We start from the raw sequence: 22,499 nt of genomic DNA on the forward strand, positions 1-22,499 counted from the left end.
CGATTCCCGCACCCAGGAGTCGGCCGCCGCTTCCTCTCGGCGTTCTGGCGTGGATTAGGTTCTGCGACATCGGGGCACCCTGGCTGCATGGCAAATTACAGAGTTATCGATCCGCACGGAACCGTTGTCGAGACCAAGGACATCTCCAGTTCCGAGGACGCGCACGCCTGGTTCAAGGACAGCCGCGCCGACAACGAGGAGTTGGGGTGGCGACTCGAGGTCGAGCACGACGGCGAGTGGGCGTTCTTCAGCGACTCCGAAGGAACCAAGGACTAGTTCGCCTGAGCCGAAACACTTTCGGACGATCCTGAGCCACGGCCATGCCGTCGAGCAGGGTCGTCCGTTGTGGAATCGGGGTTCGAACGAACAGTGGGCAGCCCCGGTACTGGAGCTGCCCACCTCTTGTCGCGGCGATGAACGCCGGGGTACTACTGGTCGTTCGTAGGACGAGCCGTCGGAATCGTGGACTCGAGATCGGCGACCTGGAGCAGACGCGAAACAGAGCGTCCGGCGACGATCGACCATGATGCGCCGATGCCGGCCGTGTAGTCACGGACTGCATCGAAGACTGTGAGACCTGCGATGCCGAAGAATTCGACATTGTGCAGATCGAGGGTGACATGCCGTTTGCTGGACACGCGGCTGCAGACGAAATCGGAGAACATCGGCGCGCTGCGCATGTCGATGTCGCCGTGGACGGCGACGACGAGTGAGCCGTCGGGGCCGTCGTGCGCAGTGAAGATTGCTCCGGTTGCTGCGACGGACACGGACTTCTCCGCGACTGTCACCGGGGTGGTTCGAACTTTGTTGCCTGAAGATTCAACACTCATGGCAGATCCCATCGATCGGTCGAACTGAGGGGGAAACCGATTGACGCAGCGGGAGCAGAATGTTGCCTGACCCGGACGCCGACTTCGCTGCGTTTCCCCGTGACCGGCTGTTAGCTCAACCAGGGCCAACCCTACGTCACAGGCAGCCTCAGCGTCCAGCATCGGTTCTGCACAGGCCGCCCACCAGCGGTTCGAACACCGCGCCGCGCAGGCACCCTACGCGCGACCGCTGTTTCCCAGGTCGGCATGGTGTTCTCGCATGGCTCCGATGAGCGCTTCGAACACCCGATGCGCGGCGGCGAGATCATCATCGGGCAGGTCTGCCAACGCGGTGCTCGTGCGCTTGCCGAGGGGGCCGAAGAACCCGCGAGCGACCTCCATCCCGTGCTCGTCGTATCGCAGAATGACTTTGCGTCGATCGGATGCGTCGGATTCGCGGCGGATGTGACCGGAGGTGATCATCCGCTCGACGAGGTAGGTCATCGCCGCCGACGACAGCCCCAACATCGTGCCCAGTTCCCCCGCCGTCAGCGGCGCACCCTCGACGTCGGCGACCATGACGTGAAGAAGCGCACGAAAGTCGTTGGGCCGCAGGCTGTGTAGAGCACCGAACACTTGGCCGATCTGTTCGGAGACCGACGACAGCGCTCGTAGATCCGCGGAAATCGCGGATTCGAGGTGGTTTCGGTCGGCCATGTCGGTGGTAACTCCTTCGCTGCGGTCATCGTCAGACTACTGCCCGCAAGAGATTCAGTTGCTTAATATCTAAGTAAATGAGATTGTTTGACCGTGGACAGCACTCGAACCGAGAACAAGACCGTCTGGGACCGTGTCGCGGACGCAGCCACCGGGCGTAGATCCGGTGCCTTGGCGGCAGCGATCGTCATCCTCGCGGTCGCCGTGATGGGATTGGTCGGCAGCAACGATTCCGCCGACCAATCGCCGAACTCGTTGCCGACGTCGGCCGAGTCCTACCAGGTGGACGAGCTGCTCTCCCAGTTCTCGGACTCCGACACCGCACCCGTGATCCTGGTTCTGAGCCGCGCCGATGGCGGCGACCTGACACCGACCGACATCGAGAGCGCAGCTGCCGCGCAGAGCAGGCTCCTCGCCGTCGATCGCTCGGTGCCGGACGAGCCCGGCCCGCCCCCGATCGTCGCACCCGACGGCAAAGCGGCGATTGCGCTGGTCCAGGTCGATTCCGAGTTGTCGGGCTTCACGCTCAACGAACTGATCACCGAACTGCGGTCCGCTGCGAGCGACGGCCTGTCACCCGATCTCGATGCTCAGGTCACCGGCGGACCCGCCTTCGGTGCCGACATCGCGAACTCGTTCTCCGGTGCCAACTTCACACTTCTCGCCGTCACCGCACTCGTGGTGGCCGTCCTCCTCATCGTCACCTATCGATCGCCCATCCTCTGGCTGGTGCCGTTGGCCGTCATCGGTTTCGCCGACCGATTCGCCACCACCGTCGGCACCGTGCTCGCCCAGGCCACCGGCCTCTCCTTCGACGGTTCGACCTCCGGAATCACCAGTGTGCTGGTGTTCGGCGCAGGCACGAACTACGCACTGCTGCTCATCTCTCGATACCGCGAGGAGCTGCGTCGCGAGCCCGATCATCGCCTCGCCCTGCACCGCGCTGTTCGCCAGGCCGGGCCCGCCATCCTCGCCAGCAACGCAACCGTCGTGCTGGCACTGCTGACCTTGCTCCTCGCGATGCTGCCGAGCACCCGCAGCCTGGGGGCGCTGGCCGCGGCCGGCCTCGTCGTCGCAGCAGTGTTCGTGCTGTTCGTACTGCCGCCCCTGCTGAAACTGTGCGGTCCGAAGCTGTTCTGGCCCTTCGTTCCCAAGGAATCGGACCGGGACACCACCACGGAAGGCGTCTGGCACTCGATCGCCGCAGGCGTTGCCCGACGCCCCGTCGCCACCGCCTCGGTCACGATCGTTGCGCTACTGGCCTGCTGCGGCGCATTGTTCGGGACTCAGATCGGACTCTCGCAAACCGAGCAGTTCCGCGTCACCGCCGAATCCGTCGAAGGCTTCGACACTCTCTCCCAGCACTTCCCGGCCGGATCAGCCGATCCGATGACGGTCCTCGCTCCCACCGCAGACATCGACGGAGTCATCAGCACCGCCGAGGGCATCGACGGCGTCGTCTCGGTCGATCGCGTCGCGGATTCCGACACCGGACTCACCCGGCTCTCGGTCGTCACCGATGCGGCCCCCGCATCCGACGAGTCGTTCGCCGTCGTCGGCGATCTCCGCGCCGCACTCACCGGTGTGGACCGTGCATTGGTGGGCGGCAGCGACGCCAAAGCACTCGACACCAGCGACGCAGCGGCCCGCGATCGCCTCGTGGTCATTCCCGCGATCCTTGCGGTCGTGCTCGCCGTGCTCCTGGTACTGCTGCGCGCCCTCGTTGCACCCGTGATCCTGGTTGCCACAACGGTATTGAGCGCCGTGGCCGCCATCGGAGTCGGCAGCTGGGTGAGCCTGCACGTCTTCGGATTCCCCGCCCTCGACGACAACACTCCGCTGTTCGCGTTCCTGTTCCTGGTCGCGCTCGGAGTGGACTACACCATCTTCCTGGTCACTCGCACCCGCGAGGAGACGCCTCGGCACGGCACCAGGTCTGCCATCGTGCGGGCGGTCTCGGCTACCGGAGGTGTCATCACGAGCGCCGGAATCGTTCTGGCAGCAGTCTTCTGCGTGCTCGGCGTCCTACCGCTGATCACCCTGACCCAACTCGGCATCATCGTCGGACTCGGCATTCTGCTCGATACCTTCGTGGTACGCACCGTGGTGATTCCCGCCCTGTTCACCCTCATCGGCCCGGGGATCTGGTGGCCGAACAGGATCGACTCGAGCACGAACACAACCGCAACTCAAGGAGCGAACACATGAAGATCCGCAACGCATTCGGCCGCACCGCACTCGTCGGTGCCCTCGCCGCGGGTGCACTGCTGACCGCGGCCCCGGCTCAGGCCCAGCCGGTCGGACCGCTGGGATCGGTCGGCCTCGAGCCACTGGCTCCGATCCCGTCGCTCGATGTCGAGCGTTACCTGGGCACCTGGAACCAGGTTGCCGCGGTACCGCAGCCGTTCAACCTGATCTGCGCCCGTGACACCCAGGCGAACTACCAGATGATCGACGCGTCCAACATTCGCGTCGAGAACACCTGCACCACCTGGACGGGCCAGGAGAACCGCATCGTCGGCAACGCACGAGTCAACGACACCGTCACCAATGCCCAACTGCACGTGAGCTTCCCGGGCGTCCCCACACAGGAGAGCCAGGAGGGGCCGACCAACTACATCGTGGCCTACATCGCCGACGACTACTCGTGGGCGTTCGTCGGAAGCCCCACCCGCACGTCCGGATTTGTGCTCAAGCGCACGCCCGACGTCAGCGTCGAGCAGTTCCGTGAGATCCGCAGCGTCGTCGAATCGCTGGGTTACGACTCGAACTTCATCACCACGACGCCCACCCCGGGCGGCGCGACGACGATTCAGCAGCTCTCGACGGTGTAACTGCGGCGGAGCCGCAGTGGCGCGGTTGAGTGCCCCAGGGGGGACTCAACCGCGCCACTGCGCGGACCGCACTCAGCTCGCGGACAGGATCGAGATCGCGAAGATCAAGCTGTCGCCCGGCTCGATTCCAGCTGCCGGATTGCCGCTCGCATAGCCGTCGGCCGAGGTGACCGCCACGGCGACGGTCGAGCCGACGGTCTGTCCGGCGATGGCCTTCTGGAAGCCGGCGACGACTCCGTCGAGTGGGAATTCGACCGGCGCGCCCCGCTCGAAGCTGCTGTCGAACGTTTCGCCGGTGCGTCCGTTGACGCCCATGTAGCAGACGGACACCTCGGCGTCGGCTGCGATGACCGGCCCGTCCCCCGCCGTCAGAGTTTCGACCTGCGTCTCGGCGACGGTGAACGGCGTCTCGACGGTGACCGCGGGCGCGGCCGTGTCGGTCGATCCGACGACGGCGATGCTGCCGGAGTCCCCGGCCAGCGTCCATCCGGGGGTGGCTGCGGCGTCGGGTGTCGCCGTGGGGCAGGTGCTCGAGGCGGCCGCGGCACCGGCGGCGGACGACGCCGAGGAGGTGGAGGTCGCCGCGGACGAGGTGTCGGAGTCCGAGCTGCACGCACCCGTCAGCAGGGCGAGCGAGACGGAGGCGGCCAGGAACACGGTGCGGGTGTAGGAGTGATTCACCGCGCCCACGCTACAAGTACCGCCCCCGGTGCCCGTCACACAGCGGCGCGGAGTACGTCTGCGACCGGGGTGGATGCACGACCGATCAGGGTCTGCAGGTCTCCGGAATCGGTATCCAGCTCGCCGCGAGCGATTCCTGCGTCCGCGCTGGCCAACATGGTTGCCACGAAGTCGGGCAGTCCCGCGCCCTGAAGAATTGCGGCGTACTCGGACTCGGTGACGTCCTTGTAGACGATCGACTTGCCGGAGAGCTCGCCGATGACGGCCGCAAGCTCGGCGTAGGTGAGGCGTTCGTCGCCGCCGAGCTCGTAGATCTTTCCACCTTGATCGTCGAGTGTCAGTACGGCTGCGGCCGCGGCGGCGAAGTCGACGCGAGACGCGGCGGCGAGCTTGCCGTTGCCTGCCGCGCCGAGGAGCACCCCGCCCTCGATGGTCTGTGCGAGCGAGCCGAGGTAGTTCTCCCAGTACCAGCCGTTGCGGAGAAATACCGCCGGAATGTCGGACGCGGCGAGGCGTTCCTCGGTGGCCTTGTGCTCGGGCGCGAGGCTCACTCCCGACGTGTCGGCGGCGAGCAGGCTGGTGTAGGCGATGAGGCCCACTCCGGCGGCCTCCGCTGCCTCGATCACGTTGATGTGCTGCGCAATTCGCTGGCCTACCTCCGAGCCCGAGACGAGCAGCAGCTTGTCGACGCCCGCGAGAGCCGCCGTCATCGCGGCGGAATCGGAGTAGTCGGCGACCCGAACCACGACGCCCCGTTCGGCCAGCGACGAGGCCTTGTCTGCGTTTCGGACGACCGCCACGATGTCGGCGGGTGCGACGCCACGCTCGATGAGTGCGTCGACGACGAGTCCGCCGAGGTTGCCCGTTGCTCCGGTTACCGCTGTGGTCATGATCGAACTCCTGAGGTTGAGGTTTCAAGTACCCACTCACTATGCACTTACTTTTCGTACAGTGCAACCCCTCACGTCATCACTCACTCTTTCGCATGCGCTAGCATGGCGATATGCCAGAGCCCACGGAATCACTCGAAGCATCCGTCTTCGCGCGTGACTGTGCGTCGAGGCAGACATTGCAGAACGCCACCAGCAGGTGGGGTGTGCTCGCGCTCGCCGCCCTCACCGAGGGCGACTACCGATTCAATGCGTTACGCCGACGAGTCGACGGCGTCAGCGAGCGCATGCTCTCGCAGACCCTGCAGACCCTCGAGCGGGACGGGCTCGTGGTGCGCACCGTGCAGGGGACCATCCCACCGAAGGTGGAGTACAGCCTCACTCCGCTGGGCCGCGACGTCGGCACCCGATTGAGCGGTCTCATCGAACTCATCGAGGGCAACATGCCTGCCGTTCTCGAATCACGCGCCGAACACGACGCCCGCTGATCGGCCGGGCTCACGCGGGAGGCGTCACCAGGCACCACTCGTTGCCTTCGGGGTCGAGGAGCACCTGAAAGGTTCCCGCTGCGTCGGAGTGTCGGTCGCCGAGCACCCTCGCGCCCAGTGCCACAGCCTGCCCGACGGCACGGTCGATATCCGATACATCGACGTCGAGATGGAGCCGGTTCTTGCCGGCCTTGCCCTCCGGGACTCGCTGAAATGCCAACCGAGTGAACCCGGGGACGTCGACGAAATGCCACGACTCGTCGCGCACCGTCGGCTCTCCGCCGAGCACCCCGGCCCAGAATCGCGCCAGCACCGCCGGCTCTCGGCAGTCGAAAACGACCTCGTCGATGCGTCCGATCATGGCCTCATCGTAGGGACCGAGAACAGCACCCGGTTGCGTTATCTCAGCGTTACTTTACCGAGACGCTTTCGAGATCCCGATGAACCCGCGCCGCGCCCGGGCAGGTCGAGACTCGAAGCCAGGACGTGCGGGCCGTCCGCAACCTCGGCCCGGTGACCGACACGCTCGGCACACCGGTGCCGACGCACTGATCTGGGGAGGCATTCACCATGTTCCACACCAAGAGGATTGTCGGCGGAGCGGCAGCATTCGGATTCGCCTGCGCGTTCGCAGCACTGGTACCCGGCACCGCATCCGCAGCACCGGTCGCGTGTACCACCGCACCCGGAGGGGCCGACGTCGCTGCGCTCGTCGGAGGATCGCAGTGCGACAGCTCCGCGGACGTCGCAAGTGCTGCGGCCGGCCTCGGCCTCGAGGGGTGGGGTTCGGCCGAGGCGATGAACAACGCAGCCGCCCTGGCCCTCGGACTGAACGGTGGAACTGCAGTCAGCAACGGCAGTTTCGGTGGTGCGCCTGCAGCGATCGCCTTCGGCCCCGGTGCCGTCGCGCAGAACACCGCAGCCGGCCTCGGGCTCTCCATCGCGGTGGCAGCACCGGGCTCCACCATCACCCTCACCCCGACCGGCGCGGTGTGCGACGGTGCCGGAATTGCCGGCAGCTTCACCACTCTGCAGGGCTGCATCGGCTGACGCGCGCTACGGGGGGGCTCCGCGCAACGGAGTGCGCCGAGTGGGCGATATGGGTGTCACCGAAGGCCGCGTGATCTACAGTCTCAATGACCTACAGTCTCGGTCACCCACAGTCTCGGAACGCGGGCCGGCAACGACCCGCTGAACAAGGAGTTCGACGGCAATGATGTCCTACCTGCTCTACGACGTTCTGCTCCCCCAACTCGGCCACGACGTCGCGTCGTACTGGGCGCACCTGCTGGTTGTCGCCCCGGTCTGAGTTCTGAGGCCGGACACGACAAAGGCATCCCCGCTCGGCCACGCAGGCCGGGCGGGGATGCCTCGTTCGAAACCGGAATCGAATCAGACCGGTTGGGGCAACAGTCGGGTCAGCACATCGGACAGAGTCACGACGCCGACGCTGCGCGCCGGATCGTCCGCCGCCGCCGAACCGTCGACCACCAGGGCCAGATGATGCCGGGTCTCGCGCATCGACTGCAGGGCAACGTATACCGGCGTCGTCGCCTCGAGCGTGTATGCCGGACGCGTGATCTCGGCGAGAGTCTGCGGAGCGGTCAACGTATCGCGCACGTGCACCACTCCCTTGACCACGTCGGCGTCGCTGACCAGGATCCGCAGATGCCCCGAGCGACGCGAGGCTTCGCGCACGTCGTCGATGGTGGCCGTCGACGGTACCGACGTGGGCTTGCCGAACTGGCGCACCAGGTCGCCGACGGTCAGTTCCTGCAGTTCGAGCGCACTCGAGATCTGCGCCTGGTAGCTGGCGTCGAGAGCACCGACGTTCACCGAATGCTCCACCAGCTGACGTAGATCGTCGGCGTTCTGGCCGGTACCCACGGTGTCGGCCGGCTCGACGCCGACCCGCCGCAGGCACCAGTTCGCCATGTTGTTCAGTGCCGTCAGAACCGGACGGGTGAGAAACATGAACCCGCGCATCGGGATTGCAAGCATCGTCGCCGACTTCTCCGGATGGGCGATGGCCCAGGACTTCGGAGCCATCTCACCGACCACCAGGTGCAGGAAGGTGACGACGATCAGCGCGAGCACGAAGCCGAGAACGTCGGCGAACCAGTACGGCAGGCCGCCGCTCTCGAACAGCGGAGTGAGCCAGTAGTGCACGGCCGGCTTCGTCGTTGCGCCGAGACCGAGGGTGCAGACCGTGATGCCGAGTTGCGAGCCGGCGAGCAGGACGGTCAGCTCGGACGAGCTGCGCAGCGCGGCACGCGCAGAGCGCGAATTGGGAGCCGCGTCTTCGAGCCGATGCCGCTTGGCGGCCAACAGCGCGAACTCGACGGCCACGAAGAACGCACTGGCAGCGATGAGGCCGATCGTGACGGCCAGGAAGACCCAGATGTTGCTCATCGGTGCACACTTTCCTTCGTCTCGGCCGACTCGTCGTCGTGCTCGGGGTCACGCTCGCCGAGCGTCAGAGTCAGCAGGGACGGGACGTGGCTGTCGATCTCCTCGATCTCGAGGATCACGAAGCGAACGGGACTCTCCTCGTCGTTCGCCAGATCGGCGTTGTCCGGTGGTAGGTCCACTTCGATCCGTTCCCCGACGTCGGGGAGAGATCCGTTGTGCGCGATGGCAAAACCGGCGATGGTCTCGTAATCGCCCTCGGGCAGATCGATACCGATGGCGCGTTCGACCTCGTCGACGTGCACCTCACCGGCCATGGTCCAGCTGCCGTCGTCGGCACTGACAGGGCTCGGGTCGGACAGGTCGTCGTCGTGCTCGTCGGTGATCTCGCCGACCAGCTCCTCGGCCAGGTCCTCGATCGTGATGACGCCGGTCAGACCGCCGTATTCGTCGATGACACAAGCCAATTGGTTCTTCGTCGAACGCAACTCGCGCATCGCGTCGGGCAGGCTCTGGATCTCCGGAAGGATCAGCGCGTCACGCGTGAGCTCGGAGATCGGCGTGGAACCCGGCACCGTCGCGGACAGGACGTCCGCGAGATGCACGACGCCGACGATGCCGTCGTCCTCGTCGAGCACCGGGTAGCGAGAATGCTCCTGACCCATCAGGGCCGCGACCTCGGCGAGGGTGTCGGTGTCTCGGACCGTGGCCGAACGAGAGCGCGGGATCATCGCGTGTTCGACTGTGCGAGTGGGGAAGTCGAGGATGCGGTCGAGCAGCGTCGACAGCTCGTCGGGCAGATCGCCGGTCTCACGCGAGTCCGAGACGATGTGCTCGAGGTCGCGCAGACTGGCCGAATGCTCCACGTCGTGCACCGGCTCGATCTTGAGCGCCTTGAGCAGCAGGTTCGACGACTGGTCGAAAATGGTGATCAACCACCCGAAGAGCTTGAGGTAGATGGTCGTCGACAGCGAGAGCCATCGAGCCACCGGCTCGGGGCGGGCGATGGCGAAGTTCTTCGGGAACAGTTCACCGAAGAGCATCTGCACGAACGTCGCGAACGTGATCGCCAGAACGGCACCCAGGCCGACACCGACGGCCGTCGGAACTCCGACGCCGCCCAGTATCGCGCCGAAAGACTGACCGATCAGAGGTTCGGCGACGTAGCCGACCAGCAGTCCGGTGACCGTGATGCCCAGCTGAGCACCGGACAGCATGAACGACGTGCGTTTGGTGACGGTCAACGTACGAGCTGCGACGGCGTCACCGGCCTCGGCGCGAGCTTTGAGCCGGGACCGGTCGACGGTCATGTACGCGAATTCCTGGGCTACGAAGTAGCCGGTCGCGACGGTGATGAGGAAAACGACGAGCAGGCCGAGCAGAAGAGTGAGCAGAACGCTCATTCGCCGGACACCGCCTCGCACGTAGTAGCCGTGGTGCGGGGGGCCGTGTCCGGCCCGGGTTTATCGCTGTCCATGATTCCTCGGGGTCGTATGGGGTGAAGTTTGTCCGATACTACCGGGTCACGGCGCCTTCACGACGAGTACGGGAACCGGGCAGTCCAGGAGCACCCGCTGCACGGTGCTGCCCATCAGGAACTTGCCCACCGCGGAACGACGCTTGGAGCCGATCACGACCATGCCCGCACCGACGTCTGCGACGAGGTCGACCAGAGCGCCGGCCGGGTCGCCGCCGTCGGGTTCGACGCGCACGGTGGTCGCGATCCCCGGCAGTGTTCGCTCGACCTCTGCCTGCGCCGAATTGCGATCGTCCGCGGACACCGAATCTCGGTCCACCACGGACAACACGATCAACGGGGCCTGACGCAGCTCGGCCTCGGCGGCACCGCGGCGCAACGCTTCCTGACCCTCCGGTGTGTTGCTCATCGCTACTGCCACTGCGCTCGCTACCGACACGTTCTCTCCCGTTGCTCGTTGCTCGTATCCACCGAGGATCACCCTCGGAGAGTTGTGAACTGGACTAATCAGACAAACTGTATCTAACCTGACGCTGTGACACACCACACGAAAGGTCTCTGATGGCGATATCGCCCACACTGCTACGAACGGCCGGAGCCCTGGTGGTGGTGGGAGCAGTCACCGTCGCCGGAATCGATGCCGCTCGCAGTGCCAGCGGCTCCGACGCCCGAGCCAAACTGACACTGATCGCACCTGCTGCTGCGGGCGGCGGCTGGGATCTCGTCGCCCGTGAATCGCAGCAGGCGCTGCGCAGCGACGGCATCGTCAACAACGCCCAGGTCGTCAACGTTCCCGGTGCAGGCGGCACCATCGGCCTGAGCCAACTCGAGAACCTCAGCGGGCAGCCCACCACCGTCATGATCACCGGCACCGTCATGCTCGGCGGTATCGCGATCAACAACTCCGAGACCACCCTTGCCGACACCGTCCCGATCGCCAAACTCGCCGAGGACTTCGAAGTGTTCGTCGTCCCGAAGGACTCGCCGATCCAGAACCTCGAGGACATGATCGAGGCCTGGCGCGCCAACCCCGGAGGCCTCCCGATCGGCGGCGGTTCACTCGGCGGCATCGACCACATCGTGGCCGGCCAGTTGGCACAGGAAGCCGACATCGACCCGGCCGCAATCAATTACATCGCCTACTCCGGCGGCGGCGAGGTACTGACGTCGCTGCTGTCGAACACCGTCGGCGTCGCGGTCAGTGGGTTCAACGACTTCCGCGACCAGATCGAGGCGGGCAACGTGCGTGCACTCGCGGTGGCCGCGCCCGAGCCGCTCGAGGGATTCGACGTGGACACGTTCATCGAACAGGGCTACAACGTCGACCTCGTCAACTGGCGCGGAATCGTTGCGCCCCCGGGGATCTCGGACGAGGACCGACAGACGCTCGTCGATATCGTCACCGAGATGGTCGAGACCGAGCAATGGGCGACGGCCGTCGAGCGCAACCGCTGGAAGGAATCGGTTCTGACCGGAGACGAATTCGGAGAATTCCTCGACGTCGAGCAGACACGCATCACCGGAATTCTCGAGGAGTTGGGGCTGGTATGACAACAACGACCACCGACACGGACACCGGTACGTCCCGATCGTTCTGGACGGGCCGTAGCGGATTGATCGTTCCGGCGCTGCTCGTCGCACTCGGAGCCTTCCTGGTCTACGGAACCGTCACGATGCAGGTTCCACCCACCGCCACATCACCTGGCCCGCAGGTCTTTCCGGCCATCGTTGCAGGCGGCTGCTTCATCGTCGCCCTACTGGTCACCATTCAACTGTTGATCAAGCCCGACGCCGTCGACCGCGGTGTCGACGGCGACGGCGTGCCGCACACCGGCACCGTCAGCAACTGGCGCACACTGTCGATCACCGTCGGATCGGTGGCCCTGTTCATCGCGCTCCTCGACCCGCTCGGCTGGGTACTTGCCGGAGCGCTGCTGTTCTGGGGTGTCTCGGTCGGATTGGGCGGCCGCCGCTACGTGTTCGACGCAGCCGTCGCGCTGCTGGTCTCGAGCGCGGTTCAGATTGCATTCTCCGCGGGCCTCGGCCTGACCCTGCCCGGCGGCGTTCTCGCCCAGATCTTCTGACGGAGCTGACTTCACGATGGATTCATTGAGCAATCTGATCGACGGGTTCGGCACCGCGCTGACACCGATGAACCTGGTCTGGGTGTTCGTCGGCGCGCTGCTCGGTACTGCCGTCGGCGTCCTGCCCGGTCTCGGCTCTGCCATGGCGGTGGCCCTGCTACTGCCCGTCACCTTCACCCTCGACCCCACCGCGGCGCTGATCATGTTCGCCGGAGTGTATTTCGGTGGCCTGTTCGGCGATTCGATCTCCGGCATCCTGATGAACACCCCCGGCAACAGCACCGCGATCGCCGGGACGTTCGAGGGTCACCGGATGGCCAAGAACGGCCGGGCCCCACAGGCTTTGGCCACCTCGGCCATCGGAGCGTTCATCGGCGGCATCGTCGCCACGACGCTGGTGGTGTTCTTCGCTCCCACGCTGGCGGCGTTGGCGACCAACTTCGGTCCCGCCGAGTATCTCGCCCTCGCGGTGTTCGCGTTCATCGCCACCTCGGCCGTGGTCTCGGACTCGGCGCTCAAGGGCCTGACCGCACTGCTCATCGGCCTCACCCTGGCCGTGATCGGCATCGACGGCCCCTCGGGCGCTTCACGATTCACCTTCGAGGTACCGGCCCTGTTCGACGGCATTCACATCGTCGTCATCACCGTGGCGATGCTCGCGCTCGGTGAGGTCATCCACATCGCATCGAAGATCGGTCGGCCCGAAGATCGGAGTCTGATCAAGTCACAGGGACGACCGTGGCTGAGCAAGGCCGAGTTCCGCGATGCCATGCCGGCCTGGTTGCGCGGCACGGCATTCGGTGTGCCGTTCGGTGTGATCCCCGCGGGCGGCGCCGAGGTACCCAGCTTCCTCGCCTACGGCACCGAGCGCAGGCTCGATCGCAAGCGCGAGAAGCCGATGTTCGGCAAGGGTGCCATTCGAGGCGTCGCGGGTCCCGAGGCCGCCGGAAACTCAACGGCCGGAACAGCAATGGGAGCGCTACTGGCTCTGGGTCTGCCGACGTCGGCGACGGCGGCCATCATGTTGGCTGCCTTCCAGCAATACGGCATGCAGCCCGGACCACTGTTGTTCGAGCGCAGCGGCGACATCGTGTGGGCCCTGCTGGCCAGCCTGTTCGTGGCGATGATCGTGCTGCTGATCCTCAACCTGCCGTTCGCACCGTTGTGGGCGCAGCTGCTAAAGATCCCGAAGAACTATCTCTACGCCGGCATCTCGGTGTTCGCCGCCCTCGGCGTGTATGCGTCGAGCGCCTCGATCGTGGATCTGATCTTCATGCTCGGGCTCGGCATCGTCGGATTCATGATGCGCCGCTACGACATTCCGTTGGCACCGGTGTTGATCGCAGTGATTCTCGGCCCACTGGCCGAGGAATCACTGCGACGCGCACTGGCCGTCAGCGAGGGCGACCCGTCGATCCTCGTCAGCAGCGGCATCACCATCGTGCTGTACGCATTGATGATCATCGCCGTGGTGTTCTCGATCGTCAGCAAGGTCCGCGCCCGCAAGACCGCAGACTTCTAGAGCTGTCTTCACAACCGTTAACCCACAGGTTGTTCAGATGCCCACCTGTGACGGTGGGCATCTGAATATCTGGCCGGTAGACGTCGCCTACTGCTAGTGCTGCAACGCCGGGTAATCCGTGTAGCCCTTGGCACCATCGGTGTAGAAAGTGCTCGGATCCGGCTCGTTCGGGGGCAGATCCTCGCGCCAGCGGTAGGCAAGATCGGGGTTGGCGATCGCCGGACGGCCGACGACGATGGCGTCACCGATGCCGTTGTCGAGCAGCGACAGCGCCTCGTCGCGGTTGGTGATCTCACCGAATCCACTGTTGACCAGTACGGCACCACCGAAGGCCTGCCGCAGATCCTGAACCAGCTCGCCGGCCGGATCCTTGTGCAACACGCTCAGATACGCCAGCCCCAACGGTGCGATTCGGTCGACCAACGCGCGGTAGGTGGCACGCACGTCGTCGGAATCCGTCTCCAGCGCATCCTGAATGTTGTGCGCCGGTGAGATTCGAATGCCCACTTTGCCTGCGCCCAGGGCTGCGACCACTGCCTCGACGACCTCGGCGACGAAGCGCGCCCGATTCTCGGGCGAGCCGCCGTACTTGTCGTCGCGCTGGTTCGATGCCGGCGAGAGGAACTCGTGCAACAGGTATCCGTTGGCACCGTGAATCTCGACGCCGTCCATTCCGGCCGCGATCGCGTTCTTCGACGCCTGCACGAAGTCCTCGATCACCGACGGCAACTCGTCCTCACGCAACGCGCGCGGGGTGGGGTACGCCTTCTTGCCCTCGTACGTGTGGGTCTCGCCGTCGATGGCAATCGCACTGGGTCCGACGACCTCACGGCCACCCGTCGTCGCCTCGTGCGTGACCCGACCCGCGTGCATGACCTGCGCGACGATAAGTCCGCCGTCGGCATGCACCGCGTCGGCGACGTTGCGCCAACCCTCGATCTGCTCGTCCGTGACCAGACCGGGCTGACCGGGGAAGCCCTGGCCTGCATGGCTCGGGTAGGTGCCCTCGCTGACGATCAGGCCGAGGGACGCGCGCTGCTTGTAGTGCTCGACCACCAGTGGGCCCGGCACGCCGTCCTGACCGGACCGAACCCGCGTGAGCGGGGCCATCACCAAACGGTTGTCGAGCTTCAGGTCACCGAGCTCCAACGGGGAAAACAACTTCATGGATCTCTCTCCTCACGGGTGCGTGCACAGTCTTTGCCACTGTCCACTCCGAACCCGAAAGATCCACCGAGCTATTCCGCCTCGAGATATTGCTCACGCCGAAAACAACAGTGGTGTGGATAAGTGCCGCCTGAGGCACCTATCCACACCACTGCCCTATCTGGTCGTTCTGCAGGCTCCACTCCTGCCGAAGGCACTCAGAGGATGTAGAGCATCTCCTGATACGTCGGCAGCGGCCAGAGATCGTCCGCCACCATTGCTTCCAGGGTGTCCGCTGCGGAACGAACGGCGGCCATAGCAGGCAGCAGCTCGTCCTTGGCGTGGGTGGCCTCCGCGAGGGCCTCGCCGCCGGGGTCGGCTTCGAGAGCGGCCTTCAGCGTCGCCAACGCTGCGCGCAGCTCCGACAGTGGAGCCGACACCGCCTGCAGCGCAGTCATGTCCACGTCGTCGACGCCTGCGCCCTTGAGCGCACTGACGTTCTGCGCCAACTCGGTCTGGTAGCGCACCGCAGCGGGCAGGATGGACGTCTGACCCATCTCCAGCGTCAGACGCGCCTCGACGAACACGGTCAGCGCGTACTGCTCGAGCCCGATCTCGTAGCGGGAGTGCATCTCTCGGTGGTTGAAGACCTTGTACTTCTCGAACAGTTCCATAGCCGAATCCGAGATCAGCTCGGGCAATGCGTCGAGCGTCGTACGCAGGTTCGGTAGGCCGCGTGCCTCGGCCTCGATCTGCCAGTTGTCGGAGTAACCATCACCGTTGAACACCACTGCACCGTGTTCGGTGATGATCTCCGTCAGCAGGTTCTGCACGGCGGTATCGAAATCGGTGCCCTCGGCGACGGCCGCTTCGAGGTTGGTCGCCATGTAGTCGAGAGCCTCGGCCATGATCGTGTTGATCGTGACCATCGGGCCGTTGACCGTCTGCATCGAACCGGGGGCGCGGAATTCGAACCTGTTGCCGGTGAAGGCGAACGGGCTGGTTCGGTTGCGGTCGCCGGGGTCGGTCGGCAGCACGGGCAGGGTGTCGGCACCGATCATCATGGTGCCCTTGCCCTTCGACGACGTGGCCGCACCCTTGGCGATCTGGTCGAACACGTCGGCGAGCTGGTCGCCGAGGAAGATCGAGATGATCGCGGGCGGAGCCTCGTTGGCACCGAGGCGGTGATCGTTGGTCGCCGACGCCACCGAGGCGCGCAGCAGACCGCCGTACTTGTGCACCGCGCGGATGACGGCGGCACAGAAGACGAGGAACTGCGCGTTGTCGTGTGGGTTGTCGCCGGGAACCAGTAGCGATCCCAGGTCGGAGTTACCGAGGGAGAAGTTGACGTGCTTGCCGGAGCCGTTGACACCCTCGAAGGGCTTCTCGTGGAACAGGCACTCCATGCCGTGCTTCTTGGCGATGGTCTTGAACGTCGTCATCAACAGTTGCTGGTGATCGGCTGCGATGTTTCCGCGCTCGAACATCGGGGCGATCTCGAACTGTCCTGGTGCGACCTCGTTGTGCCGGGTCTTGGCCGGGATGCCGAGCTTGAACAGCTCGCGTTCGGTGTCCATCATGAAGCCGAGGACACGCTCGGGGATGGCTCCGAAGTAGTGGTCGTCGAATTCCTGACCCTTGGGCGGCTTCGAGCCGAACAGGGTGCGACCGGCGTTGAGCAGGTCGGGACGGGCAAGGAAGAAGTGTCGGTCGACGAGGAAGTACTCCTGCTCCGGACCACAGAACGAGACGATGTTCTCGATGTTCTCGTGCCCGAACAACTTCAGGATGCGCTCGGCATGTCCGCCCATCGCCTGCTGCGAACGCAACAACGGCGTCTTGTGGTCGAGGGCCTCACCGGTCATCGAGACGAACACCGTCGGGATGCACAGGGTGTTGCCGTTCGGGTTCTCGAGCACGTACGCCGGGCTGGTGACGTCCCAACCGGTGTATCCGCGCGCCTCGAACGTGTTGCGCAGGCCGCCGTTGGGGAAGCTCGAGGCGTCGGGCTCGCCCTGGATCAACGTCTTGCCCGCGAATTCGGCGAGCGCGCTGCCGTCACCGACCGGATCGAAGAAGCTGTCGTGCTTCTCGGCCGTCAGTCCGGTGAGCGGGTAGAAGACGTGCGCGTAGTGCGTCGCACCCTTCTCGAGAGCCCAGTCCTTCATCGCGGACGCGACCGCGTCGGCGACCATGGGATCGAGCTTCTTGCCCTTGTCGATCGTCGCCATCACGGACTTGAAGACCGATTTGGGCAGACGCTTCTGCATGACAACCTTGCTGAAGACGTTCTCACCGAAGATCTCGCCCGGCTTCTCGTCTCCGACGAAGCTGACCGCAGGCGGCACATACGCCTCGACGTCTTTGATCGCCTGCAGGCGTACGGTATTTCCACTCATGGCTACCCCTTGACAAGGTGCTGCTCCACAGCTGGATTTTGCGGAGTCCGACCCGGCGACTGTACGAACGCGACGTGGCGGTCGTGTTTCGTCGTTGTGTCCACTGCGAGGCAAAAACGGCGATCGGAGTTTCTTTCCCCGCAGACGGGGGTAACTCCATAGCCAGCATAAACAACTGAAAGGCGTGTTCCATGACCGACGAGTTGACCGTTCGGCGCGTGATCGACGCTCCCCCCGCCTCCGTGTTCACCGCCCTCGCCAACCCCGAGGTCCAGGCGGCAGTCGACGGCTCGGAAATGCTGCGTGGGGCGATCGACCCGACGCCGCTGAGTGCGGTGGGCGATACCTTCGCGATGGACATGTATCAGCCGGAAATCGGCGAGTACGTCATGGAGAACACCTTGTTCGTGTTCGAGCAGGATCGACGCATCGGTTGGATTCCCAATCGCCAGGGCATGGAACCTCGTGGCACGCGGTGGTCCTGGGAGCTCGAGGAGGTCGCCGACGACCGGACAGCGCTCACGCAGGTGTACGACTGGTCGCGCGTCACCGACCCGGAGTTCCGCAAGATGGCCGGGTTTCCGCGGGTGACCGAGGACCAGATCGTCGGCACCATGCGCCGGCTCGCCGACCATCTCGGCGTTCCACTCGAAGACTGAACCTCAACGGCAGGAAAGAACTCTCATGGTCGACGTCACCCGCACCTTCACCGCCGCTGTTCCGCTGGAGAAGGCGGCCGCGTTTCTACGCGACTTCTCCAATGCGCCGTCGTGGGATCCCGGAACCCAGAGCTGCACCCAGATTTCGGACGGACCGGTCGCCGTCGGAACGCAGTGGCACAACGTCTCGAAGCTCTTCGGTATCACCACTGAGTTGACCTACACGTTGGTCACGGACGAGCCTGGCCACATCGTGCTCGAAGGCGAGAACAAAACGGCCACCAGCGTCGACGACATCACGCTGACGGCGGAAGGTGACCGATCGACGCGGATCGACTACCACGCGCAGATCGAGTTCAACGGTGCTGCCAAGGTGGCCGGCCCGTTCCTGAAGGCGGGCTTCGAGGCGAAAGTCGCGCCGGACACCGTGGAGAAGATGACCGAGGCGCTCGAGCGACTGAGCTGACGCCCTACGTACGTGCGACGACGGTGAAGTTGTCCGCCGAGCTCGCCTGGACGTCGGGTGCCACGATCGAACCGTCGTCGGCGAAGATCTCGGAGATGGTGAACCCGGCATCGGTCACCAGTCGTCGCACGTCCGCCACAGTGGTGAAGTGCATGAACGGAGCGAAGTCGTGCGCGGCGAGCGGAGCGACCGCCCACGTTCCTCGATCGACTACTCGAGAACGCGCAGACCACCAATTGGCAACGCTGCGAACGACTCCGGTGGGATCGAGCAGTCGCCTACCGATGGCCGTCACGACGCGTCGGGGTGAGAACGTGAATCGTTGGGTCGGTCTGCTCAACTGAAACGGCGTCTCCCCGAACGACGGTCCGTTGCGGTTGAGAGTGGAGAACACCAGGATTCCGGCCTCACCGAGAACTCGGCGAAACTCTTTCAGTACCCGAACTCGTTCGTCATGGGTCACGGTGTCGATTCCGTTGTTGCTGAACACGATCAGACCGAATTCGCCGTCGGAGAAGTCCGCCAGATCACGCGCGTCGGCCACGTGCGCCTGCAGGTCGGGGAAATTCCGACGAAAGGCGTCGACCATGGTGGGTGCGTAGTCGATCGCAACGTAGCGGTCGCTGATCAGCCGTAGCAACGCCGTGGTTCGGCCACTGCCGACCCCCACGTCCAGTACCGGCGTTCCGCGAGCAACCGACGCAGCCGCGACCAGGGCGGCCGCCTCCCCACGGTCGAGAAACCCATCGGTCGGACCCGCATACTCCACATACGCAGCGGTCACCCGTGCGCTGTCGAACACGTCTCGATTGTGGTCTATGGACACGCGATCACCTCCGCTTCCCACACCGCTGACACAAGCGTCCCGCCCCTGTGGTCAGACGGTACCGGCGAACCCTGAGGTGCGCCTGAGGTCCCGTGCGTCCGCCACACCCCCATCCGGGGGTATTCGTGGGGTGACTCGGATCACTACCGTTCCTCGCATTCGGTATCGCACATTCGCCCGATACCCGACAAAACGGAGGAACCATGACCACTGTCTCACCCGACGACCCGGGTGTGTCCGCACCGACGCCACCTGCGGTGCAGACCAAGACCAGTGTTCGACGGGTCGCTGTCGCCAGTGGCATCGGCACGACGATCGAGTTCTACGACTTCTTCATCTACGGCACCGCAGCCGCGCTGGTCTTCCCGACGATTTTCTTTCCGGCACTCGGCTCCACCGCAGGCACTGTGGCCTCGTTCGCGACGTTCGCGGTCGCGTTCATCGCCAGGCCCGTCGGTGCAGTCCTGTTCGGACACTTCGGTGACCGCATCGGTCGCAAGAAGACCCTGATCTCGACGCTGCTGCTGATGGGGGTGTCCACGTTCGCCATCGGTCTGCTGCCCGGCGCGGAGACGATCGGCGTGGCCGCGCCGATCATCCTGGTACTGCTCAGGTTCGGCCAAGGGTTCGCGGTCGGTGGCGAGTGGGCCGGCGCAACCCTGCTCACGGCCGAATACGCACCGCCCGGCAAACGCGGCTTCTACGCGATGTTCCCCCAGCTGGGACCGTCGGCTGCCTTCATCTTCTCCAGCGCGACGTTCCTCGCGACGGGACTGCTGCTCGGCGATACCAACGAGACGTTCCTGAACTACGGTTGGCGAATCCCGTTCCTGCTCAGCGCCGTTCTGGTGCTCATCGGCCTCTACATGCGGTTGGCCATCGAGGAGACCCCGGTCTTTCGGGCCAACAAGCTCGCCGAGGAGCAGGCACCGGCGAACGCGGCACCGACGAAACTGCCGATCTTCGACGCCTGGCGCATCCAGAAGCGGGAAATCATCACTGCTGCAGGCGCATTGGCATCGCTGTTCGCCTTCTTCTACATGGGGACCGCGTATCTGACGAGCTATGGCACCAAGACACTCGGGTTCGACCGCCCCTTCGTGTTGATCACCGGAATCGGTGCCGCAGTCATCTTCGGCGTCGCCATCGCAGTCTCGGCGACCTACTCCGATCGTGTCGGCCGACGTCGAGTGATCATGGGGGCGTGCATCATCGCGGTACCGTGGTCGATCGCACTGTTCCCCGTCCTCGACACCGGATCACCCGCAGCATTCGTGATAGGCATGTGCGTCACGCTCGCCATCTTCGGAGTTGCCTACGGACCGACCGGAGCCCTGCTTCCCGAGCTGTTCCAGACTCGATTCCGTTACACCGGAGCAGGTTTGGGTTACAACCTCGCCGGAGTTCTCGGTGGCGCGATTCCGCCGATGCTTGCGGCACCGCTCACGGCCGCGTTCGGCAGCATCTCGATCGGCGTCATGCTGGCCCTGCTGTCGGTACTCAGTCTGGTGTGCACCAAGCGGTTGATCGAGACCAAGGACGTCGACATGGCCTGATCCACCGCGAAAGAACCGCAACAACGACGAACCGCGGCCACCCGATGATCGGGTGGCCGCGGTTGCTCGTCGTTTCGGAGCGGACGATCTCTAGTCGTCGCCGCGGGGCGGCGGTTCGACATCTACGCCGCCGGAGTTGTGTTCCGGTCCGGCCGCGGGATGACTCGCAGGTACGCGGCCACGCGTCTTCGCGGCCTCGCTGTCCTTGGTCGCACCCTCGGCGAACTTGCGACGCCAGCTCTCCTCGGGACGGTAGGGGCCCGGCTTCGGCCGAACCTTGCCGCCCGGGAAGGCCAATCGCGCGATGGTCCGCTGGACCATGCCCCACTGCTGAAAGAACGGCCCGGTGTTGTACGGCAATTCGTAGCGCTCGCAGATGTCCTTGATCTTCGGCGCGACGTCCGAGTACCGAGTGCTGGGCATATCCGGGTACAGGTGGTGTTCCACCTGGTAGCTCAGGTTGCCGCTCATCAGGTGGAACAGTGGACCACCATCGATGTTCGCGGCTCCGACCAACTGACGGACGTACCATCCGCCGCGGGTCTCGTTCTCCACCTCTTCCTGACTGAAGGTGTAGGCCTGGTCCGGAAAGTGACCGCAGAAGATGATGGCGTTCGACCAGACGTTACGAATGATGTTGGCGGTGAAGTTCGCGGCCACCGTCGACAGGAACGTGCTCTCGACACCACTGAACCGACTGTCCAGCAGCGCCGCCGTCTTACGGTTCTTGCCGAAGCGAGCCGACCCGCGCAGCTTGGACGCCAGCCGAGACCTTTTGCTCTCCGGCACACGACCGCCCGACGCCAGCTGTGCCAACGCGAACGCTCCGGCGCTGATCAGCGGCCAGCCCACGTAGTCCTTGACGAACTGCTTGCGTGCCTTGACTCCGATGCCCTTGAGATCCTCGACCAGATCCTTCACAGGCTTCTCGCCACGGCGGATCGCCTCGATGTCGAGATCGTGCAGGGCCACGCCCCACTCGAAGAACGCCATCAACAGCACGTTGTAGAACGGCTGGGCCAGGTAGACCGGGCTCCACTTCTGACGTGGGTCGATGCGCATGATCTCGTAACCGAGGTCTTTGTCCTTGCCGCGAATGTTCGTGTACGTGTGGTGCACGTAGTTGTGCGAGTGCTTCCACGAGTTGGCGGTGGACGCGGTGTCCCAGTCCCACACCGACGAGTGGATCTCCGGATCGTTCATCCAGTCCCACTGGCCGTGCATGACGTTGTGACCGATCTCCATGTTCTCGAGGATCTTCGCAATCCCGAGGCATGCGGTGCCGGCCAGCCAAGCGGGCTTGCTGGTGGAGCCGAGCAACAGCACGCGTCCAGCGACCAGCAGCTGACGCTGCGCGGCGATCACCGAGGTGATGTACTTGCGGTCCTTGTCACCGAGGCTGGCGTAGACCTCGTCGTGGATGGCGTCGAATTCCTTGGCGAGTTCGGCGATCGTCTCGTCACTCAGGTGCGCCAGCGGGTTCACCGGCTCATCGGTGTCGGTGACGCGCCTCGTGGTTTCGTCGATAGACATACA

General features: G+C 64.9%; 23 protein-coding genes. 11 read left to right on the forward strand and 12 right to left on the reverse strand.

Translation table 11 applies throughout. The features are described from left to right. Nucleotides 1–87: 87 nt before the first annotated feature. The gene (locus CH302_RS15340; RefSeq protein ID WP_037194480.1) at nt 88–276 is read left to right on the forward strand and encodes a hypothetical protein; all 189 of its coding nucleotides are present in this window, start codon (nt 88–90) and stop codon (nt 274–276) included. Between the two features lie 152 nt (nt 277–428). On the opposite strand, the gene CH302_RS15345 is transcribed toward CH302_RS15340, so the two are convergent. Further along, nucleotides 429–767, reverse strand: a complete 339-nt coding sequence (locus CH302_RS15345) for an STAS domain-containing protein (RefSeq protein ID WP_230596416.1) — start codon at nt 765–767, stop codon at nt 429–431. Between the two features lie 279 nt (nt 768–1,046). After that, nucleotides 1,047–1,526 carry a MarR family winged helix-turn-helix transcriptional regulator gene (locus CH302_RS15350; RefSeq protein ID WP_037194479.1) on the reverse strand — a complete coding sequence of 160 codons (480 nt, stop codon included), beginning with the start codon at nt 1,524–1,526 and terminating at the stop codon, nt 1,047–1,049. A 207-nt stretch (nt 1,527–1,733) separates the two neighbouring features. Between CH302_RS15350 and CH302_RS15355 the strand changes: the two genes are divergently transcribed. Next, nucleotides 1,734–3,734, forward strand: a complete 2,001-nt coding sequence (locus CH302_RS15355; protein WP_052048015.1) for an MMPL family transporter — start codon at nt 1,734–1,736, stop codon at nt 3,732–3,734. Further along, nucleotides 3,731–4,360, forward strand: a complete 630-nt coding sequence (locus tag CH302_RS15360) for a lipocalin family protein (RefSeq protein ID WP_037194478.1) — start codon at nt 3,731–3,733, stop codon at nt 4,358–4,360. The genes CH302_RS15355 and CH302_RS15360 overlap by 4 nt, the downstream gene beginning before the upstream one ends. A gap of 72 nt (nt 4,361–4,432) precedes the next feature. On the opposite strand, the gene CH302_RS15365 is transcribed toward CH302_RS15360, so the two are convergent. Beyond that, nucleotides 4,433–5,050 carry an FKBP-type peptidyl-prolyl cis-trans isomerase gene (locus CH302_RS15365; RefSeq protein ID WP_082323816.1) on the reverse strand — a complete coding sequence of 206 codons (618 nt, stop codon included), beginning with the start codon at nt 5,048–5,050 and terminating at the stop codon, nt 4,433–4,435. A gap of 26 nt (nt 5,051–5,076) precedes the next feature. Continuing rightward, nucleotides 5,077–5,931, reverse strand: coding sequence for an SDR family oxidoreductase (locus CH302_RS15370; RefSeq protein WP_037194477.1), 855 nt, complete (start codon nt 5,929–5,931; stop codon nt 5,077–5,079). A 113-nt stretch (nt 5,932–6,044) separates the two neighbouring features. Between CH302_RS15370 and CH302_RS15375 the strand changes: the two genes are divergently transcribed. After that, nucleotides 6,045–6,419: a winged helix-turn-helix transcriptional regulator gene (locus tag CH302_RS15375; RefSeq protein WP_037194476.1), complete on the forward strand. Its 375-nt coding sequence runs from the start codon at nt 6,045–6,047 to the stop codon at nt 6,417–6,419. Nucleotides 6,420–6,429: 10 nt separating this feature from the next. Here CH302_RS15375 and CH302_RS15380 read toward each other — a convergent pair whose 3' ends face one another. Beyond that, a complete protein-coding gene (locus CH302_RS15380; protein WP_037194475.1) occupies nt 6,430–6,780 on the reverse strand; it encodes a VOC family protein in 351 nt (116 codons plus the stop codon). Nucleotides 6,781–6,989: 209 nt separating this feature from the next. Between CH302_RS15380 and CH302_RS15385 the strand changes: the two genes are divergently transcribed. Beyond that, a complete protein-coding gene (locus CH302_RS15385) occupies nt 6,990–7,469 on the forward strand; it encodes a DUF6764 family protein (protein WP_037194474.1) in 480 nt (159 codons plus the stop codon). 342 nt (nt 7,470–7,811) lie between these two features. On the opposite strand, the gene CH302_RS15390 is transcribed toward CH302_RS15385, so the two are convergent. The 3 genes from CH302_RS15390 to CH302_RS15400 form a co-directional block, all read right to left on the reverse strand. Continuing rightward, nucleotides 7,812–8,831: a hemolysin family protein gene (locus tag CH302_RS15390; RefSeq protein WP_037194473.1), complete on the reverse strand. Its 1,020-nt coding sequence runs from the start codon at nt 8,829–8,831 to the stop codon at nt 7,812–7,814. Then, the gene (locus CH302_RS15395; protein ID WP_037194472.1) at nt 8,828–10,231 is read right to left on the reverse strand and encodes a hemolysin family protein; all 1,404 of its coding nucleotides are present in this window, start codon (nt 10,229–10,231) and stop codon (nt 8,828–8,830) included. The genes CH302_RS15390 and CH302_RS15395 overlap by 4 nt, the downstream gene beginning before the upstream one ends. Before the next feature lie 120 nt (nt 10,232–10,351). Beyond that, nucleotides 10,352–10,786, reverse strand: a complete 435-nt coding sequence (locus tag CH302_RS15400; RefSeq protein WP_230596414.1) for a universal stress protein — start codon at nt 10,784–10,786, stop codon at nt 10,352–10,354. 80 nt (nt 10,787–10,866) lie between these two features. Here CH302_RS15400 and CH302_RS15405 point away from each other — a divergent pair, with 80 nt between their 5' ends. The 3 genes from CH302_RS15405 to CH302_RS15415 are packed head-to-tail and all read left to right on the forward strand — an operon-like array spanning nt 10,867 to nt 13,911. Further along, nucleotides 10,867–11,856, forward strand: a complete 990-nt coding sequence (locus CH302_RS15405) for a Bug family tripartite tricarboxylate transporter substrate binding protein (protein ID WP_037194470.1) — start codon at nt 10,867–10,869, stop codon at nt 11,854–11,856. After that, nucleotides 11,853–12,389 (forward strand): tripartite tricarboxylate transporter TctB family protein, encoded by a 537-nt coding sequence (locus tag CH302_RS15410; protein ID WP_037194469.1) that lies wholly within the window; start codon nt 11,853–11,855, stop codon nt 12,387–12,389. The genes CH302_RS15405 and CH302_RS15410 overlap by 4 nt, the downstream gene beginning before the upstream one ends. A gap of 16 nt (nt 12,390–12,405) precedes the next feature. Beyond that, the gene (locus CH302_RS15415) at nt 12,406–13,911 is read left to right on the forward strand and encodes a tripartite tricarboxylate transporter permease (RefSeq protein ID WP_037194468.1); all 1,506 of its coding nucleotides are present in this window, start codon (nt 12,406–12,408) and stop codon (nt 13,909–13,911) included. A 93-nt stretch (nt 13,912–14,004) separates the two neighbouring features. On the opposite strand, the gene CH302_RS15420 is transcribed toward CH302_RS15415, so the two are convergent. After that, nucleotides 14,005–15,078, reverse strand: coding sequence for an alkene reductase (locus CH302_RS15420; RefSeq protein ID WP_037194467.1), 1,074 nt, complete (start codon nt 15,076–15,078; stop codon nt 14,005–14,007). A 197-nt stretch (nt 15,079–15,275) separates the two neighbouring features. Further along, nucleotides 15,276–17,456 (reverse strand): glutamine synthetase III family protein, encoded by a 2,181-nt coding sequence (locus CH302_RS15425; protein WP_037194465.1) that lies wholly within the window; start codon nt 17,454–17,456, stop codon nt 15,276–15,278. A 191-nt stretch (nt 17,457–17,647) separates the two neighbouring features. Here CH302_RS15425 and CH302_RS15430 point away from each other — a divergent pair, with 191 nt between their 5' ends. Next, nucleotides 17,648–18,115: an SRPBCC domain-containing protein gene (locus tag CH302_RS15430; RefSeq protein ID WP_037194464.1), complete on the forward strand. Its 468-nt coding sequence runs from the start codon at nt 17,648–17,650 to the stop codon at nt 18,113–18,115. 25 nt (nt 18,116–18,140) lie between these two features. Next, nucleotides 18,141–18,581 carry an SRPBCC family protein gene (locus CH302_RS15435; RefSeq protein ID WP_037194463.1) on the forward strand — a complete coding sequence of 147 codons (441 nt, stop codon included), beginning with the start codon at nt 18,141–18,143 and terminating at the stop codon, nt 18,579–18,581. Between the two features lie 4 nt (nt 18,582–18,585). On the opposite strand, the gene CH302_RS15440 is transcribed toward CH302_RS15435, so the two are convergent. Continuing rightward, a complete protein-coding gene (locus CH302_RS15440; RefSeq protein WP_037194711.1) occupies nt 18,586–19,407 on the reverse strand; it encodes a class I SAM-dependent methyltransferase in 822 nt (273 codons plus the stop codon). Nucleotides 19,408–19,610: 203 nt separating this feature from the next. Between CH302_RS15440 and CH302_RS15445 the strand changes: the two genes are divergently transcribed. Further along, nucleotides 19,611–20,963, forward strand: coding sequence for an MFS transporter (locus CH302_RS15445; protein WP_037194462.1), 1,353 nt, complete (start codon nt 19,611–19,613; stop codon nt 20,961–20,963). A gap of 90 nt (nt 20,964–21,053) precedes the next feature. On the opposite strand, the gene CH302_RS15450 is transcribed toward CH302_RS15445, so the two are convergent. Further along, nucleotides 21,054–22,496: a fatty acid desaturase family protein gene (locus CH302_RS15450; RefSeq protein WP_037194461.1), complete on the reverse strand. Its 1,443-nt coding sequence runs from the start codon at nt 22,494–22,496 to the stop codon at nt 21,054–21,056. Nucleotides 22,497–22,499 lie beyond the last annotated feature (3 nt).

The sequence above is a fragment of the Rhodococcus sp. 15-2388-1-1a genome (assembly GCF_002259145.1).
In the GTDB taxonomy this organism is placed as follows: domain Bacteria; phylum Actinomycetota; class Actinomycetes; order Mycobacteriales; family Mycobacteriaceae; genus Rhodococcoides.

Coding starts and splice junctions, on each gene's coding strand:
- CH302_RS15370 (WP_037194477.1), bottom strand. CDS start 5,931: ATGACCACAGCGGTAACCGGAGCAACGGGCAACCTCGGCGGACTCGTC.
- CH302_RS15395 (WP_037194472.1), bottom strand. CDS start 10,231: ATGAGCGTTCTGCTCACTCTTCTGCTCGGCCTGCTCGTCGTTTTCCTC.
- CH302_RS15340 (WP_037194480.1), top strand. CDS start 88: ATGGCAAATTACAGAGTTATCGATCCGCACGGAACCGTTGTCGAGACC.
- CH302_RS15355 (WP_052048015.1), top strand. CDS start 1,734: ATGGGATTGGTCGGCAGCAACGATTCCGCCGACCAATCGCCGAACTCG.
- CH302_RS15435 (WP_037194463.1), top strand. CDS start 18,141: ATGGTCGACGTCACCCGCACCTTCACCGCCGCTGTTCCGCTGGAGAAG.
- CH302_RS15405 (WP_037194470.1), top strand. CDS start 10,867: ATGGCGATATCGCCCACACTGCTACGAACGGCCGGAGCCCTGGTGGTG.
- CH302_RS15350 (WP_037194479.1), bottom strand. CDS start 1,526: ATGGCCGACCGAAACCACCTCGAATCCGCGATTTCCGCGGATCTACGA.
- CH302_RS15430 (WP_037194464.1), top strand. CDS start 17,648: ATGACCGACGAGTTGACCGTTCGGCGCGTGATCGACGCTCCCCCCGCC.
- CH302_RS15380 (WP_037194475.1), bottom strand. CDS start 6,780: ATGATCGGACGCATCGACGAGGTCGTTTTCGACTGCCGAGAGCCGGCG.
- CH302_RS15415 (WP_037194468.1), top strand. CDS start 12,406: ATGGATTCATTGAGCAATCTGATCGACGGGTTCGGCACCGCGCTGACA.
- CH302_RS15445 (WP_037194462.1), top strand. CDS start 19,611: ATGACCACTGTCTCACCCGACGACCCGGGTGTGTCCGCACCGACGCCA.
- CH302_RS15410 (WP_037194469.1), top strand. CDS start 11,853: ATGACAACAACGACCACCGACACGGACACCGGTACGTCCCGATCGTTC.
- CH302_RS15360 (WP_037194478.1), top strand. CDS start 3,731: ATGAAGATCCGCAACGCATTCGGCCGCACCGCACTCGTCGGTGCCCTC.
- CH302_RS15450 (WP_037194461.1), bottom strand. CDS start 22,496: ATGTCTATCGACGAAACCACGAGGCGCGTCACCGACACCGATGAGCCG.
- CH302_RS15375 (WP_037194476.1), top strand. CDS start 6,045: ATGCCAGAGCCCACGGAATCACTCGAAGCATCCGTCTTCGCGCGTGAC.
- CH302_RS15420 (WP_037194467.1), bottom strand. CDS start 15,078: ATGAAGTTGTTTTCCCCGTTGGAGCTCGGTGACCTGAAGCTCGACAAC.
- CH302_RS15390 (WP_037194473.1), bottom strand. CDS start 8,831: ATGAGCAACATCTGGGTCTTCCTGGCCGTCACGATCGGCCTCATCGCT.
- CH302_RS15425 (WP_037194465.1), bottom strand. CDS start 17,456: ATGAGTGGAAATACCGTACGCCTGCAGGCGATCAAAGACGTCGAGGCG.
- CH302_RS15385 (WP_037194474.1), top strand. CDS start 6,990: ATGTTCCACACCAAGAGGATTGTCGGCGGAGCGGCAGCATTCGGATTC.